The organism is Sphingomonas sp. LY54, from assembly GCF_035594035.1.
Lineage (GTDB): Bacteria > Pseudomonadota > Alphaproteobacteria > Sphingomonadales > Sphingomonadaceae > Allosphingosinicella.
On sequence record NZ_CP141588.1, the window covers coordinates 2262501 to 2278490 of the forward strand.

Below are 15990 nucleotides of genomic sequence, written 5' to 3' on the forward strand. Positions count from 1 at the left end.
GGGTGAGATGCCCTCTCGCCGAAAGACCAAGGGTTCCTGCTTAAAGCTAATCTGAGCAGGGTGAGCCGGCCCCTAAGACGAGCCCGAAGGGGGTAGTCGATGGGAACCACGTTAATATTCGTGGGCCTGGTGGTGTGTGACGGATCTCTTATGTTGTCGGTCCTTATCGGATTGGACCGGCTTCGACGAGGTTCCAGGAAATAGCCCCACCGTATAGACCGTACCCGAAACCGACACAGGTGGTCTGGTAGAGTATACCAAGGCGCTTGAGAGAAGTGTACTGAAGGAACTCGGCAAATTGCCTCCGTACCTTCGGAAGAAGGAGGCCCTTGTTCTGCGCAAGCAGTTCAAGGGGGCACAGGCCAGGGGGTAGCGACTGTTTAGCAAAAACACAGGACTCTGCTAAGTCGGCTTCAAGACGACGTATAGGGTCTGACGCCTGCCCGGTGCCTGAAGGTTAAGTGGAGGGGTGCAAGCTCCGAAATGAAGCCCAGGTAAACGGCGGCCGTAACTATAACGGTCCTAAGGTAGCGAAATTCCTTGTCGGGTAAGTTCCGACCTGCACGAATGGCGTAACGACTTCCCCACTGTCTCCAGTACATGCTCAGCGAAATTGAATTCTCCGTGAAGATGCGGAGTACCCGCGGTTAGACGGAAAGACCCCGTGCACCTTTACTGCAGCTTCAGAGTGGCATTAGGAAAGAACTGTGTAGCATAGGTGGGAGGCTTTGAAGCGACGGCGCCAGCTGTCGTGGAGCCATAGGTGAAATACCACCCTGTTGTTTTCTGATGTCTAACCTCGCACCGTTAGCCGGTGTAGGGACCCTCTGTGGCGGGTAGTTTGACTGGGGCGGTCGCCTCCTAAAGAGTAACGGAGGCGCGCGATGGTGGGCTCAGGCCGGTTGGAAACCGGCTGTTAGAGTGCAATGGCATAAGCCCGCCTGACTGCGAGACTGACAAGTCGAGCAGAGACGAAAGTCGGTCATAGTGATCCGGTGGTCCCTCGTGGAAGGGCCATCGCTCAACGGATAAAAGGTACGCCGGGGATAACAGGCTGATAACCCCCAAGAGCTCATATCGACGGGGTTGTTTGGCACCTCGATGTCGGCTCATCACATCCTGGGGCTGGAGCAGGTCCCAAGGGTTTGGCTGTTCGCCAATTAAAGTGGTACGTGAGCTGGGTTCAGAACGTCGCGAGACAGTTTGGTCCCTATCTGCCGTGGGCGTCGATATTTGAGAGGAGTTGACCCTAGTACGAGAGGACCGGGTTGAACATACCTCTGGTGGACCTGTCATTGCGCCAGCAGTGCAGCAGGGTAGCTATGTATGGACGGGATAACCGCTGAAAGCATCTAAGCGGGAAGCCTCCCTCAAGATAAGATATCACAGAGCCGTCGAAGACCACGACGTTGATAGGCCGGATGTGGAAGCGCAGTAATGCGTGGAGCTAACCGGTCCTAATTGCTCTATTCGCGCTTGATGAATCCCACCATCAACGACAGGATTGGACGAGCTGAGGCTCCGCCGAGCCACGCTTCATGCGGGGCTTGGAGAGACCCAGACCTTCCATCTGTCGAGACTAGATAAGTGCACGATTTCTAGAACTTCGTTGTTGCGCCGGCTCCATAGCTTGGTGGCCATAGCGTCTGTGACCCACCCGATCCCATCTCGAACTCGGCCGTGAAACCAGACTGCGCCGATGGTACTATTGCTTAAGCAGTGGAAGAGTAGGTCGCCGCCAGGCTTTGAAGCCGGCGCAGCAAACGAAGAAACCCATTCACATGTTTTTGCTTGGCCTCAGGTGCCGGCAGCCGCATCCGCGGCTTTGGCTTCCGCACCATAAGGTGCAACGGCCGGTCGGCCTTGCGGAGTCTCCGGCTCCGGCCGCCACGCAAAGCGAAATTGGCGCGGGATGGAGCAGCCCGGTAGCTCGTCAGGCTCATAACCTGAAGGTCGCAGGTTCAAATCCTGCTCCCGCAACCACCAATACAGAACTCCCTCGGAGCCCACCGGCTCCGGGGGAGTTTTCGTTTGCGGCCAAGGCCATGAGCGTCGTGACCGACGCCACGACCTCCGCCTCGGGGCCCGCACCGTCTCCAGGATAAATCGTGACGCTCTCGATGAGGGAGGACAAAGTCTCAGCCGCCTGCCGGCGGACCGCCTTGTCGTTGAGCGCCGCCCTAAGGTCCGCGACCTTCTCCTCGAACCGCTTGAGCAGCACCGGGTGGGGAAGGATCTCCGCAGTTGATCCGCCGACCATCTTCGACGTCATGGCGACGGGCAACATCGAGCTTTTTTCCGCCTATGTCCTGAAAGGGTTTAGGCAGGCCGCCGCTCAGGCAGTTGAGGAGCGCGAGCGCGTCGCTCGGGCGCGGTCCACGCTGCTGGAATATTATGATGGGGATGCGGAGCGTACGGAAGCATTTCTCCGAGGACCGCACCCACTGCTCGGAGGTGAGACGCCGCTCCAGAAGTCCCTGCGCTCGGACGAGGATGCTGCGGAGGTTATCGCCCTCGCGCGCGTCGATGTTGTCGGTGCCGTGCTTCGAGTGCTCGGCGGACTAGCCAAAGCCTGGTCCCTGACGGACTTGGAGCAAGCCCGCTTGCTCGGAGTAGAGCTGGCACAGCTGGAAGCGTGGCAGATAACAGAGCCGGATCAAATCCCACCGGACCTTCTCGAAAGGGCGTCCCTTCTGTTGGGAATCTTCAAGGCGATTAATACGCTGTTGCCGATCCCGGAGCGTGCGGATGCCTGGATCCGCAAGCCCAATGCGGCCCGGCTTTTTGCGGGGCGAGCACCCATCGGATTGATGCTGGCCGGGCTCGACGGCATGCGCGGGCTGTACAGGTTCCTGCGCCATCAGGCGGAATAGGAAGTACGGCCCATGTCTAACCTTTTGGCCGACCGCAGGCCGTTTCCCCGGGGAAACGCGGGGCCGTATGGCGGGGTGTCATTGTCTTGAACGATCCCCTCCAGGTTAATTGACGGGGATCGCCGCCGCTCCGCGCGTGCTGCGCGGAAGGGTGCGAACGTGCACCGATTGGCGCTACCGCAACGTCTATCGACTGGCGCTGTAGCCGCTACGCGCTTGAGAGGAGTTCGGCATGGACATTCGTCGTTACGACAACCGCGTCGTGGTCATGACGCGCGCTAGCGGCGGGATCGGACGTCAACATGCCGGGGATCTCGCGGTGCGGCGCGAAGATCGTCGCGAGCGATATCGGTGCGAGCTTGGACTGGATGGCGAGCAGGGACGATAACCGAGGGAAAAGACGAAGGGCGTGATGCGGAACTGGCCGTTGCACGTCATGCTGATGATCGCAGGGCGGCGGCTTCGCGGTCCGCTCGATCGCTTCCCACCGCAACATCGCCGAGCGGCTGTCGCACGCAACGCAGGCGCCGGTGCTGTTGCGGGCCTCTCATCTTGCGTCGGGCAGGAAACGCTCCTTCTTGTCAGTCACCCCTCATAGACGTCAAAACGGACCGCGCGCGCTTGTGCTGACTTACCCGGCCGCTGGGCTCAGCCGCATCCGAGAATGCCACCGTCGATCGGTATCTGAGCTCCCGTCAGATACGAACCCGCGCGCGAGCATAGAAAGACCACGATGCCCCCGATGTCGTCCGGGCGCCCCAGCCGGCCCAGCGGAATGCGGCTCAGCAGCGCTGACTCGTCAGTGTCTTTGGTGCGCATGTGCGCCGTCATCTTCGTAGGAAAAAAGCCGGGGACGACCGCGTTGACGGTGATGTTCCGGCCGGCTAAGTCGCCCGCAAGATCGCGCGTGAGCATGTGCATGGCGGCCTTGGACGCGGCATAGCTGTAGGCGGAAAGTCGTTCCGGTCTCATACCCGCGATGGAGCCCACGTTGACGATGCGGGCTGGTTCATCCGCCGATGCTGTTTGCGTGAGCTGTGGCAGCAGCTCCCGGATCAGCGCGAAGGGCGCCTGAACGTTGACCGCCATCACCGTCGGCCAAGCGTCGTCCGGAAACGTCTCGATGGGAGCACCCCAAGTCTTGCCGGCATTATTGACGAGGATGTGGCAATCCTCGGCCGCATCCCCGAACCGCTTTGCCAGGTCGATCGCCGCCACGGGCGAAGAAAGATCAGCCGGAAGCGCGATGCAGCGCCCAAGCGCCGACATCTCCGCCGCCGCCGCACGACAGCGGTCCGCGGTCCGAGACGTTATCGCGACCGTCGCGCCGGCGCGCAGCAGCGCCTCCGCAATCATCCGTCCTAGGCCCTGCGCGCCGCCGGTGACCAACGCGGACTTCCCAGCCACGCTGAAGAGGTCGCCGCTCATGCTCCTGCATCCGAAATGTGCTCGCGGCGATTGCCGGCGTGGCTGAACCTCCAGCTATGCCCGGTGCCGGAGCGGACAGTCATCGATCTTCCTTCGCCTGCCTGGAACGTCACGGATCGCTCAGGCGGAGGAAGGTACGAGACTCTTATTTTAGCCACGCCCCGATCCCCAAAATATTTGCTCCGGAAAATGAGACCGTCCAGGTTGCTCCGCCCGAATTACGCATCGAAGGCGTACATGATCGACTCAGAGCCGGTAAGCCGCAGCGCCTTGTACGGTGCATATTCGTCGCTGCTGATGAAGCCCTTCAACGACGTCAGGTCCGGGAACTTGATGATCGCTCCCATGTCGGGCAGCACCGCATCTCCCTCGATGATCTCCACGTTGGGCGTGGCGGCTACATATTCGCCTCCGAAGCGGGCAACGATGGCAGGAGCTTCCGCCCGATATTCCTCGCGCCAGGAGGCGTCTTGGACGGTCATTGCGACGATTAGATATGCAGGCATGATAGTTCCTTCCAGTATGGCCAATCAGGCGTCCACGGCCGATAATGATTCCAGATCGTCGGCAGCAGTGGCCAGTCGGTGAACGAACACCTCCGTGGTCTCGACCGGCTGCATGTCGGGCATCGAGCCCGATGGCCGGTAGGTGAGTGTCCAATAGGCGAGAGCGCCGAGCACTTGGGCGCGATAATGTCGGAACGCCTCGGCGTAATCGAGCGTCGGCCCGCCGTGCGCGGCAAGCCTGTCGAGATAATAGTGGAGCAGATCCTGCTCTTGCGCGCGACGCGCTTCGACGGGCAGCGCGGTGCCGAGCGTATACGCGACGTCGCGCGCCCAATGCCCCCGGCCGAATGCCTGCCAGTCGCTCAGCCCCATCTGGCCGTCCGGCCGGCGATACCAGTTCTTGAGGTGCACGTCGCTGTGGGTGAGAGTCTCGACCTGTCCCGCCTGCCAGTTTACCGCCGCGAGCGTCGTCTCCCACACACGGCCCCGCTGTTGGAACAGGCGGGCGGGCACCAGGTGTTCGGCCGCTTCTAGCCCTTCCTCGCAGCACACGCCGATGCCGTGCTGGCGATCCATGTTGTTCAGCCGCCAGTGGAACGGGAGAAGGCTGGCGAACTCGGTCTTGAGCCGGGGATCGTCGTAGAAGGGGCCGTGCAGCGAGGCGAGCAGATTGAGTTGGCTTTCGACCGACGCCCGGGTGAGCCTGGTGCGTTCGCTGCAGAACTCCACCTCTCCGGCCATGTCGCGCAGCAGCACGATCGCCGCCCAGGAATCCTTGTTATAGTCGGCATGGAAGGCGACTGGCGCGTCGAGTGTGAGGATTGGCCGGAAGCGGCGATAGAAGGTCACCTCGCTGAACGTTGCCGAGGCCGAGAGGAGAAGCCGGTTGGCGAGCCCCTGCGCGGCCTTGCAGAAGACGGTGCGGGGCAGCCCGGCGTCGCGGCCCACGGCGTTATAGTCGATGAACAGGCGGCGGCGATTGCACGTTCCGTCGTCGACCGCGTCCATCCAAAAGGCGGTCACCGTGCTGCCCGGCGTGTCCCGACAGAGGATCGCGCTTAGCCATTCCGGCGTGATCGCCTCGTAAAAGGGCGGAACCTCAGACGCATTGTAAACCTTGCGAGCCTCGGCGACATCGCTGTGGTAGGCCGCCTCGATGCGCTCGTGCTTCGACAGCATTCGGTCCTCCCGCTCCGTTCTTCGCCTGACCCGTCTGGCTTACGGGTTACGCTGGCCCGCTTCTTGTTCGGAGTGGCTGCGATGGAGGTGGGACGTCGTTAGCCGACCCGCGCAGTTCGATGCGTGCCGCACGGCCTAAGGGGCTTCACTGGTCCGCACCTCGCTCGCTGGCGTCGCAAGGAGAGAGGGTCGATGTTCTCAAGCGGCTCCTCGCGCGTCTCTACCCGCAGCAGCGTGGCAAGGGCATGCAGGCCGGCGCCGTGGACCCTGCGCGATGGTATCTACGTGCTGCGGCTCGATAACAGGCTGATGGTGAAGCGGCTTGCTTGAAACCCGGTGGGGAAGGGATCTCGATCAAGAGTGACAATCGCTAGTATCTGAATTGGCAGAAGATCGAGCCTACCCGGATCGACATTATTGGCTGAGTGTTATGGCTCGGCCGCATGCTGAGTTGAGCACCGCGTCCCGACTCCCGAGCATTACGATGAAGCAGTTGAGCCTGCGCGCCGTCGTTCAACGGCCAGAATCATTCACTGGTCGGCTCGGCGGCAACGGCGGCCATGGCGCCGAAAGCGCCTAAGTCGGGAAGCGGACGTTCGCGAGCTGTCAGCAACGATGCCCGATAGCGGCGAGGCCGTTAATGGCCACACAAGGCTTAGCAAATGCCTGCGATGGTCGCTGGGTGCGGATAGCCGCTCCGTGCAAGACTGCCATCCGGCCGTTCGGTAGGTCCATGTAGGTAGGTCGCGCGCGTCGCTTCGAGCGGCGTCAACTAGCCAAACGGAGAGCCGAATGGATAAACTCGAGCACATCATCAGCGACATCCGCGGGGTGTTCGATACGCTCGGCGAGCACACATCGTTGGACGAGATGCGGCAGAAGCTCGATCGTCTGTTCGGGAGCGGCGTTCGCGACGATAGCATCCGCCACGATAGCGTCGAATTCGGGCGGTCTGGCGGAGAGCTGATGGCCGCGGACGCTTCCCCAGAAGGCGCCCCCACAGTTCTGTATTTGCACGGCGGCGGTTATGCGGTCTGTTCGATTGAGTCTCACCGGGATCTTTGCGAACGCCTAGCCAAGGCGGTTGAGGGACGGGTGCTCGCGGTTGATTATCGCCTGGCTCCTGAAAACCCTTACCCGGCTGCTCTCGACGACGCGTTGGCCGGTTATGAGTGGCTCCTTCGAGAGGGTTACCCGGCAGGCTCCATTGCCATCGCGGGTGATTCTGCGGGTGGTGGGTTGGCCGTGGCAACGGCGCTGGCAATCAAGGAGCGGGGACTGCCGCTTCCTGGATGTGTGGCGGTCATGTCACCTTGGGTCGATCTCGAGCTGAAGGGCGCGAGCATGGACGAGAGAGCAGATGTCGATCCGATCGTTGAGCGGGCGGCTCTCGAGAATTGGGTCGCCTGCTATACGCCGACCGCGGACGTGACCAATCCCTTCATATCACCGCTGCACGGTGATTTTTCCGGATTTCCGCCGCTTCTCGTCCAGGTTGGAGGAAGAGAGGCGCTGTACGATGATGCAACGCGGCTCGTTGAGCGGGCCAAGCAAGCCGGGGTGGATGCAAAGCTCCAAAGCTTTCCGGAGCAGATCCACGTCTTCCAGATCTTTGGCTACCGACTTGAAGCGGCGCGTGCTGCAATATCGGACCTCGGCGACTTCATCCGCGAACGAGTGGTGGCATGACCCAGGCAAGGGTTTGCCGACACGCGTGAGGTCTTCGCGGCGATGATGTCCGACCCCGAACTGTCGGGCTAGGAATGACTTCCGTTTCCAAGTCGGAAGTGGAGATCGCCTGAGCACTTGTAAGGAGCGTCCAATGAAGCACACGTTGGTCTCGCTGACCGCAGCCAAGGCAGGCCAGGAAGCCGAGTTCAAGCAGTGGTACAGCGACACACATGTGAAGGAGGTGCTGGCGATACCCGGCATTTCGAACGCACGCGTCTCCAAGGTCGGAGCGGCCTTTGGATACATGCCTTGGCAGCAGGTTGCGATGTTCGATCTCGACTTCGCGAATCCCGAAGACGCCCTCGGCGAGATCCAGGCACGAATCAAAAACGGCAAGATTGGGCTTCACCCCTCGGTAGAGATGACAGCGGTCTCCCTTTTTACGTTCGAGACGCCGTGACCGCCTTCGATTCGCCTAAAGGACCTTTGGCCGGCATTCGGATCGTCGAGATCGACGGCATCGGGCCGCTGCCTTTGGCGGGAATGATACTCGCGGACATGGGCGCTGACATCATCCGTGTCACCAGGCCCGAGAACCGCGCTGGCGACTGGCCGGATGTCGGCGGTAGCGTCATCCATCGCAATCGCCGTTTCGTTCAGCTCGATCTTAAGTCTGCAGGCGGTCGCGCCGCTCTGATGGAGCTGGCAAGTAGGGCCGACGTCCTCATGGAGGCCTTCCGGCCCGGCACGATGGAGAAGCTTGGCCTGGGACCCGAATCCTGCCATCGGGTAAACCAGCTTCTGGTGTACGCTCGGCTTAGCGGATGGGGCCAGGATGGGCCGATGCGTACGGCTGCCGGCCACGACATAAATTATCTTGCGCTGTCAGGAGCATTGCACAGCTTGGGGCCCCGTGACCGACCACCGTTCCCGCCACTCAACTTCGTCGCGGACTATGGCGGGGGGACCATGTTCCTCATCTCTGGAATACTCGCCGCTCTCCTCGCGGGGACGCGTGGCGCGCGGGCACAAGTTGTTGATGTTGCTATCGCGGACACGGTGGCCACCCTGATGGCCAATTACTACTCATTTCTCGCAAGCGGGTTTTGGTCAGTCCAACGGGAAGCCAATCTGCTCGACGGCGCCGCGCCTTTCTATCGCTGTTACGAGTGTGCCGACGGAAGATACGTCGCAGTTGGGGCTTTGGAACCGCGATTTTTCCGAGAGTTGCTGCACGGTCTCGGCATTTCGGAAACCGTGGATCAGCACGATCCGTTAGGCTGGGCAGCGTTGCGGAAACGGTTCTCGGACATTTTTATCACGCGTCCGCGTGACGACTGGGCAGCGCTGTTTGCTGAAAGTGATGCTTGCGTCAGCCCTGTGCTCGATATGAAGGAGGCAGTGGCCAATCCCCAGTTCGTTGCACGTGGCTCCCACCATCGCCGCTCGGAGATCGTGCAACCTAGTGCGTCCCCCCGCTTCACCGCCGAACCGCCTCCTCCATCATTCGACCCCGTGGAACTCGCCGCGCATGAGATCGACGCCGTGTGGCGAACGGGGCGCTAGCGCCTAGAAGCAAGATTCGTCTCGGTCGGTACTGGTAAAGCCGGCTTGGCCTAGGAGCTGGGCGCGGCTCAGCTGGAAAGGAAGAATGTGATCGAGCTTCGGGATTACAGAGACAAGTATAGCGTCGCGCGCTTCGAACGAAGCGGCGGGATATTGGAGATCACCCTCCAGTCACCAAACGGCGGTCCTCTGGTCTGGGGCAAAGAAAGCCACTCGCAGCTGGGTCATCTGTGGGCCGATGTCGGAGCGGATCGCGACAACGAGGTGATTATCGTAACGGGCACCGGCGACGCTTTCATCCCCTCCATCGATATGTCCGGGGTGACCATTCCCGGTCCGGAGGACTGGGATGAGATAATGTCGAACGGCAAGCGCATTCGGCGCAACCTCCTTGCGATCGAGGTGCCCATGATCGCCGCCATCAACGGCCCAGCGCGCGTCCACTCCGAACAGGGGCTGCTCTGCGATATCGTGATCGCCTCTGAGGCCGCCGACTTCCAGGACGCGGCACACTTCATCAATGGGTTGGTTCCGGGTGATTTCGTGCAAGCCGTCTACATGAGTCTGCTCGGCAACAACCGCGGCCGATACTTCTTGTACATGGGTGAGATCATCAATGCACAGGACGCCAAGAGGTTGGGCCTCATTTCGGAAGTGGTACCAGCGGCCGGGTTGATGGAGCGCGCGCGAACGATCGCCCGCCACATCATGAAGCAGACGCGCATGGTTCGGAAGCACACAAGGGCCGTCACCATGGACCCGTGGCGTCGGCTCTATGCTGATCATCACGACATGGGGACGGCGCTTGAAGCGCTCGGCATCTGGGGCGCCGCCTATCCACCCTCCACGAAACGTCGTCCGTTCTAGATCAACCAAGAAACGCCAGGCCAATCGCTTGCAAGAGGCAATCAATGCGAACTCATTTTGATGTCCTAGTAGTCGGCGCAGGAATGGCGGGGATCTATAGCGTCTACCGCTTCCGGAACGACGGCCTCAGCGTTCATGCGCTTGAGGCCGGGAGCGGCGTCGGCGGTACCTGGTTCTGGAATCGTTATCCCGGCGCCCGTTGCGACGTCGAGAGTCTCGACTACAGCTTCTCCTTTTCCGACGACCTCCAGCGCGAATGGAAGTGGAGCGAGCAGTTTGCTGCCCAGCCGGAAATTCGCGCATATCTCGATGCGGTCGTCGATCGGTTCGGCCTTGGCGATCATTTTACGTTCAACGCGACGGTGGAGAGCGCCGCTTGGGATACAGAGAGATCTCTGTGGCTCGTTGAAGCAGCGGGTAAGTCCTACTCAGCGAAATATCTGATCATGGCGACAGGCCTGCTCAGCGTTCCAGTGGACCCGCAGATCCCGGGTCTCGAACGGTTCTCCGGTGACGTGCTCCGCACGGCGGAGTGGCCGGAGGGTGTGGAACTTTCCGGCCGCGCCGTCGGGCTGTTCGGCAACGGCTCCTCCGGCATGCAGGTGCTTCCGGCGGTGGCCGAAGTGGCGAAACGGATCACCTTGTTTCAACGCACCGGCGCCTATGCAGTGCCCGTGCGCAATGCGCCCATCACCAATGAGGAGCATGAGGCGGCCTGTGCCACCTACGCTGCCCGGCGGGAGGCCACGCGGAAATCGGCTGTCGGAACCTACTGGTCAGCTTATTTCAACGGAGAGAAGAGCGTATTCGAAGTTGATGAAGCCGAGCGGCTACGCGAATTCGAGAAATTCTGGGACATGGGCGGCCCCGGCTTCCTAATCGCTTACAATGACCTGCTCACGGATTTGAAGGCAAACAAGCTGGCCTCCGATTTCGCACGCGACCAGATCCGGTCGATCGTGAAAGATCCGGTCCTTGCAGAGAAGCTGCAACCCCCTTCGGAACTGCCCCTGGGCTGCAAGCGGCTCGCAGTTGAAAACGGCTATTTTGATGCTTTCAACCGCGACAACGTCGATCTTGTCTCCCTCAAGGAAGAGCCGCTCATTTCCGTTGAGCCCGACGGGATCCGCCTTGAGGACCGCTTCATTCCGCTCGACACGATCATCCTTGCCACCGGGTTTGACGCCTATTCCGGAGCCATGCTGAAAATGCGCATCCGAGGCGACGGAGTCGAACTGCGCGATGCGTGGGCAGAAGGACCCGAAAATTATCTAGGATTGGGAATGGCGGGGTTCCCGAACCTCTTCACGATCAACGGCGCCAATGCGCCGGCATCGAATTTCTTCCTTGTAACCGAGGCACAGGTCGACTGGCTCTCAGGGCTCATCGCCCACGCCGAGAAGGTCGGGGCGCGACGGATCGACACCGCGAAGGCGGGCGAAGTCGAATGGCGCCGGCACATCGAGGAAGTGGCCGCGTACGTCACCGTTACAAATCATTGTGTCACCTGGTTTCGCGGCACGAACATCGAAGGCAGGCCAGCCAAGGTCATGAACTACCTCGCCGGCCTGAACGCCTGGAATGATTACGCGGCCGCAGTGGAGCAGGAGGGCTATCGCCACTTCAGCTTCGGGATGAGCAAAGAGCCCTCCACGCTATAGGATTATCGATGATGCGCGACATGGAAAACAAGGTGATCGTTATGACTGGCGCGGCCAGCGGGATCGGGCGTGCTGCGGCCGAGCTCGCGGCGAGACGGGGGGCCAAAGTCGTTATCGCGGATATCGCTGAGGAACAGGGTGATAAGGTGGTGGATCTGATCCGCAGGGAGGGGGGAACTGCGACTTTTCTCCGTACGGACGTGACGAGCGAAGACGACATTCGCCGAATGGTGGATCATGCGGTCGACACCTATGGTCAGCTCGATGGAGCATTTAACAACGCCGGCATGCCGCCAACCTCGCGTCCGCTCCACGAAGTGACTCATGCCGAGTGGCAGCGTCACATCGCGGTGAATCTGACATCTGTTTTCCTTTGCATGAAATATGAGATCCCAGCGATGCTGGAGAAGCGCAAAGGTTCAATCGTCAACACCGCATCTGCAGCCGCCGTGCGCGGCAATATCGGCTTCTCGGAATATATCGCTGCCAAGCATGGCGTTCTTGGCCTCGGCCGGGCGGCGGGAGTCGAATACGGATCGGCGGGAATTCGCGTGAACACCGTTCTGCCTGGCGCCATCAAGACGCCGATGCTTCAGGATGCGATGGAGCTTGGGCTTAACGTATTCTCCGGCCCCAAATACCCAATGCAGCGACCAGGCGAGCCGAGTGAGCTCGGTGAAGCCGTCGTCTGGCTTCTTTCCGATGCCGCCTCTTATGTCACCGCGGCGCACCTCGCCGTCGACGGCGGCAGCACCGCCACCTGATCAGTTGAGCCGAGGAGTGACCGAAATGGATATACGCTATGATGATCGGGTCGTTGTTATCACTGGAGCCGCGGGAGGCATCGGGAGCCAATATGCTCGCGAGTTCGCTGCGCGAGGCGCGAAGGTCGTGGCGAACGATATTGGCGCAAGCCTCGATGGCAAAAGTATCTCTTCCGACGCCTTGACCAGCCTCGCGGCCGAGTTGGAACGGTCGGGGGCCGAGGTGGCCTTAAGCGTCGACGACATCACCGACCCGGCCGGCGCCGAAGCTCTAATCCGGATGGCCACCGATACGTTCGGCCGTGTGGATGTGCTCATCAACAACGCCGGTATCACTCGCAATAACCTGATCGAGCAGATGCCAGTAGACGACTACCGAGCCCTGCTCGACGTTCATCTTTTCGGATCGTTTCATTGCAGCAAAGCGGCGTGGCCAGTCATGCAGAAACAGGGCTACGGCCGGGTCCTGATGACTACCTCGCAATCTGGCCTCTACGGCATGGAGACGCACGCCAACTACAGCTCGGCAAAAGCTGGTCTGGTCGGGCTTGGATTGGCGCTCAGCCTCGAGGGGCGGGAGCACGGGATCAACGTGAACGTGATCAGCCCTATGGCCACGACACGAATGAGCGAAGCCTTCTTAACCGAGGAAATGAAGATCGCGATGCATCCGCGTTCGGTTGCGGCGATGGCGCTATGGCTGTGCTCCGAGGGTTGTTCGGAAACAGGGCAGATCCTGGAAGCGGGGATGGGCTATTTCGCCAAGGTTGCGCTCGTCGAGGCCGAGGGTTTGATCATCCCGCCAGCGACTGTAACTGCCGAGGTCGTGCGTGATAGGTTCGGTGAGATAACCGATATGTCCAACGCAAGCTCATTCGCATCCGTTGCTGATTATTTGCAGCGGGTGGGCGGACGTGTTTTCGCGCCTGCCGATTAACACCCTGCCTAGCAGGTCAAAGCAAGCCGGACCGCCAGTGCTCAGGTATCCACTCCTTAAATTCGAACTGCGCTCCTGCCGAGGAGAAGCGGTCGCAACGGGAGAGGGACTATGAGGTCTATGGCTTACAGCAAGCGCATCCTGCGGTCTGCAGCGGGCATGGCAGCCGTTGCCGGTTCCACGGCGGCGATGGCTCAACCCGCGCCAAGTACGCCGGAAGTCGAGGTTGCCGCCGCCCCCCAGGCGTCGGAGCTGCAAACCTCCGCAGTTGACGCCTCGGTCTCTAATAAGGACGAGGGCGAGATTATCGTCACCGCGCAAAAGCGCGAACAGGCGCTGCAGGATGTCCCCATGAGCGTCACTGCGGCAACTGGGAAGCAATTGGAAACCGCGGGGGTCGAGCAGATCGGCGACCTTGCCAAGATTGTCCCAGCGCTCAGCGTGGGACGCTCGCAATTCGGGTTTCCGATCATCTCCATGCGCGGTGTGAACTTGAATCTCGCTTATCTTTCAGCCCAGCCAACCGTAAGCACCTATGTCGATCAAGCGCTGCTCGCCTACCCTGCGATGACGCAAGGGGTATTCCTCGACGTGCAGAGGATCGAGGTCCTGAAAGGACCACAGGGCACTTTGTTTGGAGCTAACGTCACCGGCGGCGCGATCAACATCATTGCGGCCAAGCCGACCCGCGACTTGCGCTACGGCCTGCGAACCGAGGTCAACCATTTCGGTGGCGTTGACCTGGAGGGCTATGTCAGCGGCCCTGTGTCGGACACGTTGCGGGCCCGGATTGCGGCGTCGACTAAGCAGTTCGGAGCTTGGCAGCACTGCTATTTTGGCTGCAACCAGGAGAATGGAAAGCGAAGCGAAGGTGCTGCGCGCCTGCTGCTCGACTGGACTCCCACTGAAACCTTGACCGTGTCCCTGAACCTCAACGGCAATTATGACCGCGGGGAACCACAGCAGTTCCAGATCGCTTCGAAGGCGATCGTCTTCCCCCCCGGTGTGCCGGGCTATGCTGAATATCCGCTGCCGCCTGCCGACAATCGCGCGGCCGATTTCTTCTTTCCAGAAGGGCAGCGCACCAAGAAGAGGGATCGAACCCTTCAGGCCGTACTAAGGGCGGATCTCGACTTGGACTGGGCGGTACTCACCTCCATCACCAATTATGGCGACACCAAGCGCTTTGCCAATTTCGACGGCGACGGATCGGTTCTACCGCTCGGTTTCAATCAGACGTTTGGCCGCATCAAGAGCTTCAACCAGGAATTGCGGTTGGGCGGCGCGGCGCTTGGTAATACGCTGAATTATGTTGTCGGAGCCGCGTATCAGGACGACGAGATCCTCGATGGCCAGAGCGCGCAGTGGTTCGGCTATTCGGGCATCCCCATTGGTTCCGACGCGCTGATTGAGAATCCGGTCACATATCGCTCGGTTGGTCTGTTCGCCAGCGGGGATTGGGAACTCGCGCCGGGGCTAACTCTCACTCTCGGGGCGCGCTACGCCTGGATAAAGGAAACGACTGGCGGCTGCTTCGCCGACGGCGGTTCAGGGCAACTGGCGGGACTATTTGGCTTCGTGTCTGGCCAACTCCGTGCCGCCTTTGGGCAGCCTCCGCTTCCGGCCGGCACCTTTGGCCCTGGCAAGTGCTTTGCACTCGACGATCGTCCCGAGGTGCTCGGCACCGACCGCGCCTTCTCCCCATTCAACGAGGTTCTCGAACAGAAGGAAAACAATTTCTCGTGGAAGTCCGGCCTGAGCTGGGAAGCTACCGACGATGTTCTGCTATACGGACTGGTCAGTCGCGGCTTCAAAGCTGGCAGCATCACACCCGGCTACAACACCGTCGCTACTCAGTTTGCCAAGATAAAACAGGAGCAGCTTACGGCCTACGAATTAGGCGTTAAATCACAGTTTGCAGACCGCCGTATCACGTTCAACGCCGCCGCATTCTATTACGACTACAAGGACAAGCAGTTCGCGACAATTGAGCCGGGCATCATTGGCGATCAGCCGGTGGTCGTGAATATTCCTAAGTCGGAGGTGCTGGGTTTCGAAACCGAATTGCTCGCCAATGTTACCCGGAATTTCACGCTACGCGCCTCTCTTACGTACCTGGACACGAAAGTTGGACCCTACGTCTCCTATGTGGGGCTCGGCACTTTCAGAGAGATCGAGGGAACCCGCTTCAACCTCGCACCCGAATGGAGCGGCAACATCGATGCGGAATATCGCGCGCCACTGACCAGCTCGCTCGAGGGTTATGTCGGTGCGACGTTCGGGTTCAACAGTTCGACGTACGGCGTGCTTGGCGAGCCGGAGCCTTACTTCATCAAGGCATGGCAAGTGTTCGATGCGCGCATCGGTATCGAATCGGAGCAGGGCTGGTCGGCAGGTCTGTTCGCTCGAAACCTGACCGACGAATATTATTGGAATAACGCCACCTCGGGGAATGATGCAGTGCTAAAGACCACTGGGATGCCGCGGACATTCGGCGCGGTGTTCAGCTACCGCTTTTGACCTGGCAGGGCATGGAGG

At 60.6% G+C, this 15990-nt stretch carries 13 protein-coding genes, 1 tRNA gene and 2 rRNA genes (1 of these 16 cut by a window edge); 13 read left to right on the top strand and 3 right to left on the bottom strand.

All coding sequences use genetic code 11. The features are described from left to right. From SH591_RS11360 to SH591_RS11380, 5 genes are all read left to right on the top strand, one after another. A 23S ribosomal RNA gene (locus SH591_RS11360) occupies positions 1-1481 on the top strand (it extends 1314 nt beyond the left edge of the window). Between the two features lie 148 nt (positions 1482-1629). After that, positions 1630-1744, top strand: a 5S ribosomal RNA gene (gene rrf / locus SH591_RS11365). Positions 1745-1906: 162 nt separating this feature from the next. Continuing rightward, positions 1907-1983, top strand: a tRNA-Met gene (locus tag SH591_RS11370). Positions 1984-2108: 125 nt separating this feature from the next. After that, complete coding sequence (locus tag SH591_RS11375; protein ID WP_324749210.1) at positions 2109-2873, top strand: antitoxin Xre-like helix-turn-helix domain-containing protein; 765 nt, start codon at positions 2109-2111, stop codon at positions 2871-2873. A 232-nt stretch (positions 2874-3105) separates the two neighbouring features. Then, positions 3106-3261 carry a hypothetical protein gene (locus tag SH591_RS11380; RefSeq protein WP_322832271.1) on the top strand — a complete coding sequence of 52 codons (156 nt, stop codon included), beginning with the start codon at positions 3106-3108 and terminating at the stop codon, positions 3259-3261. Between the two features lie 260 nt (positions 3262-3521). On the opposite strand, the gene SH591_RS11385 is transcribed toward SH591_RS11380, so the two are convergent. The 3 genes from SH591_RS11385 to SH591_RS11395 all read right to left on the bottom strand — a co-directional run bounded on the left by SH591_RS11385 (position 3522) and on the right by SH591_RS11395 (position 5986). After that, positions 3522-4301, bottom strand: coding sequence for an SDR family oxidoreductase (locus SH591_RS11385; protein ID WP_324749211.1), 780 nt, complete (start codon positions 4299-4301; stop codon positions 3522-3524). Positions 4302-4519: 218 nt separating this feature from the next. After that, positions 4520-4807 (bottom strand): DUF1330 domain-containing protein, encoded by a 288-nt coding sequence (locus tag SH591_RS11390; RefSeq protein ID WP_322832269.1) that lies wholly within the window; start codon positions 4805-4807, stop codon positions 4520-4522. Positions 4808-4831: 24 nt separating this feature from the next. Continuing rightward, the gene (locus SH591_RS11395) at positions 4832-5986 is read right to left on the bottom strand and encodes a hypothetical protein (protein ID WP_324749212.1); all 1155 of its coding nucleotides are present in this window, start codon (positions 5984-5986) and stop codon (positions 4832-4834) included. Between the two features lie 792 nt (positions 5987-6778). Here SH591_RS11395 and SH591_RS11400 point away from each other — a divergent pair. The 8 genes from SH591_RS11400 to SH591_RS11435 all read left to right on the top strand — a co-directional run bounded on the left by SH591_RS11400 (position 6779) and on the right by SH591_RS11435 (position 15972). Continuing rightward, complete coding sequence (locus tag SH591_RS11400; protein WP_322832267.1) at positions 6779-7675, top strand: alpha/beta hydrolase; 897 nt, start codon at positions 6779-6781, stop codon at positions 7673-7675. Between the two features lie 133 nt (positions 7676-7808). Further along, positions 7809-8117: a hypothetical protein gene (locus tag SH591_RS11405; protein ID WP_322832266.1), complete on the top strand. Its 309-nt coding sequence runs from the start codon at positions 7809-7811 to the stop codon at positions 8115-8117. After that, positions 8114-9223, top strand: coding sequence for a CaiB/BaiF CoA transferase family protein (locus tag SH591_RS11410; protein ID WP_322832265.1), 1110 nt, complete (start codon positions 8114-8116; stop codon positions 9221-9223). The genes SH591_RS11405 and SH591_RS11410 overlap by 4 nt, the downstream gene beginning before the upstream one ends. An 87-nt stretch (positions 9224-9310) precedes the next feature. Further along, positions 9311-10090, top strand: a complete 780-nt coding sequence (locus tag SH591_RS11415; protein WP_322832264.1) for an enoyl-CoA hydratase/isomerase family protein — start codon at positions 9311-9313, stop codon at positions 10088-10090. An 83-nt stretch (positions 10091-10173) separates the two neighbouring features. Beyond that, positions 10174-11751: a flavin-containing monooxygenase gene (locus SH591_RS11420; protein ID WP_324749213.1), complete on the top strand. Its 1578-nt coding sequence runs from the start codon at positions 10174-10176 to the stop codon at positions 11749-11751. An 8-nt stretch (positions 11752-11759) separates the two neighbouring features. Beyond that, positions 11760-12515: an SDR family NAD(P)-dependent oxidoreductase gene (locus tag SH591_RS11425; protein ID WP_322832262.1), complete on the top strand. Its 756-nt coding sequence runs from the start codon at positions 11760-11762 to the stop codon at positions 12513-12515. Between the two features lie 25 nt (positions 12516-12540). Further along, entirely contained in the window at positions 12541-13452 is a 912-nt protein-coding gene (locus tag SH591_RS11430; RefSeq protein WP_324749214.1) for an SDR family NAD(P)-dependent oxidoreductase, read from the top strand. 120 nt (positions 13453-13572) lie between these two features. After that, the gene (locus SH591_RS11435; RefSeq protein ID WP_324749215.1) at positions 13573-15972 is read left to right on the top strand and encodes a TonB-dependent receptor; all 2400 of its coding nucleotides are present in this window, start codon (positions 13573-13575) and stop codon (positions 15970-15972) included. The last annotated feature ends 18 nt before the right edge of the window (positions 15973-15990 follow it).

Bases quoted from the DNA above. Each gene is read 5' to 3' on its own strand.
- SH591_RS11380 (WP_322832271.1), top strand. From the start codon at position 3,106: ATGGACATTCGTCGTTACGACAACCGCGTCGTGGTCATGACGCGCGCT.
- SH591_RS11385 (WP_324749211.1), bottom strand. From the start codon at position 4,301: ATGAGCGGCGACCTCTTCAGCGTGGCTGGGAAGTCCGCGTTGGTCACC.
- SH591_RS11390 (WP_322832269.1), bottom strand. From the start codon at position 4,807: ATGCCTGCATATCTAATCGTCGCAATGACCGTCCAAGACGCCTCCTGG.
- SH591_RS11395 (WP_324749212.1), bottom strand. From the start codon at position 5,986: ATGCTGTCGAAGCACGAGCGCATCGAGGCGGCCTACCACAGCGATGTC.
- SH591_RS11400 (WP_322832267.1), top strand. From the start codon at position 6,779: ATGGATAAACTCGAGCACATCATCAGCGACATCCGCGGGGTGTTCGAT.
- SH591_RS11405 (WP_322832266.1), top strand. From the start codon at position 7,809: ATGAAGCACACGTTGGTCTCGCTGACCGCAGCCAAGGCAGGCCAGGAA.
- SH591_RS11420 (WP_324749213.1), top strand. From the start codon at position 10,174: ATGGCGGGGATCTATAGCGTCTACCGCTTCCGGAACGACGGCCTCAGC.
- SH591_RS11425 (WP_322832262.1), top strand. From the start codon at position 11,760: ATGATGCGCGACATGGAAAACAAGGTGATCGTTATGACTGGCGCGGCC.
- SH591_RS11430 (WP_324749214.1), top strand. From the start codon at position 12,541: ATGGATATACGCTATGATGATCGGGTCGTTGTTATCACTGGAGCCGCG.
- SH591_RS11435 (WP_324749215.1), top strand. From the start codon at position 13,573: ATGGCTTACAGCAAGCGCATCCTGCGGTCTGCAGCGGGCATGGCAGCC.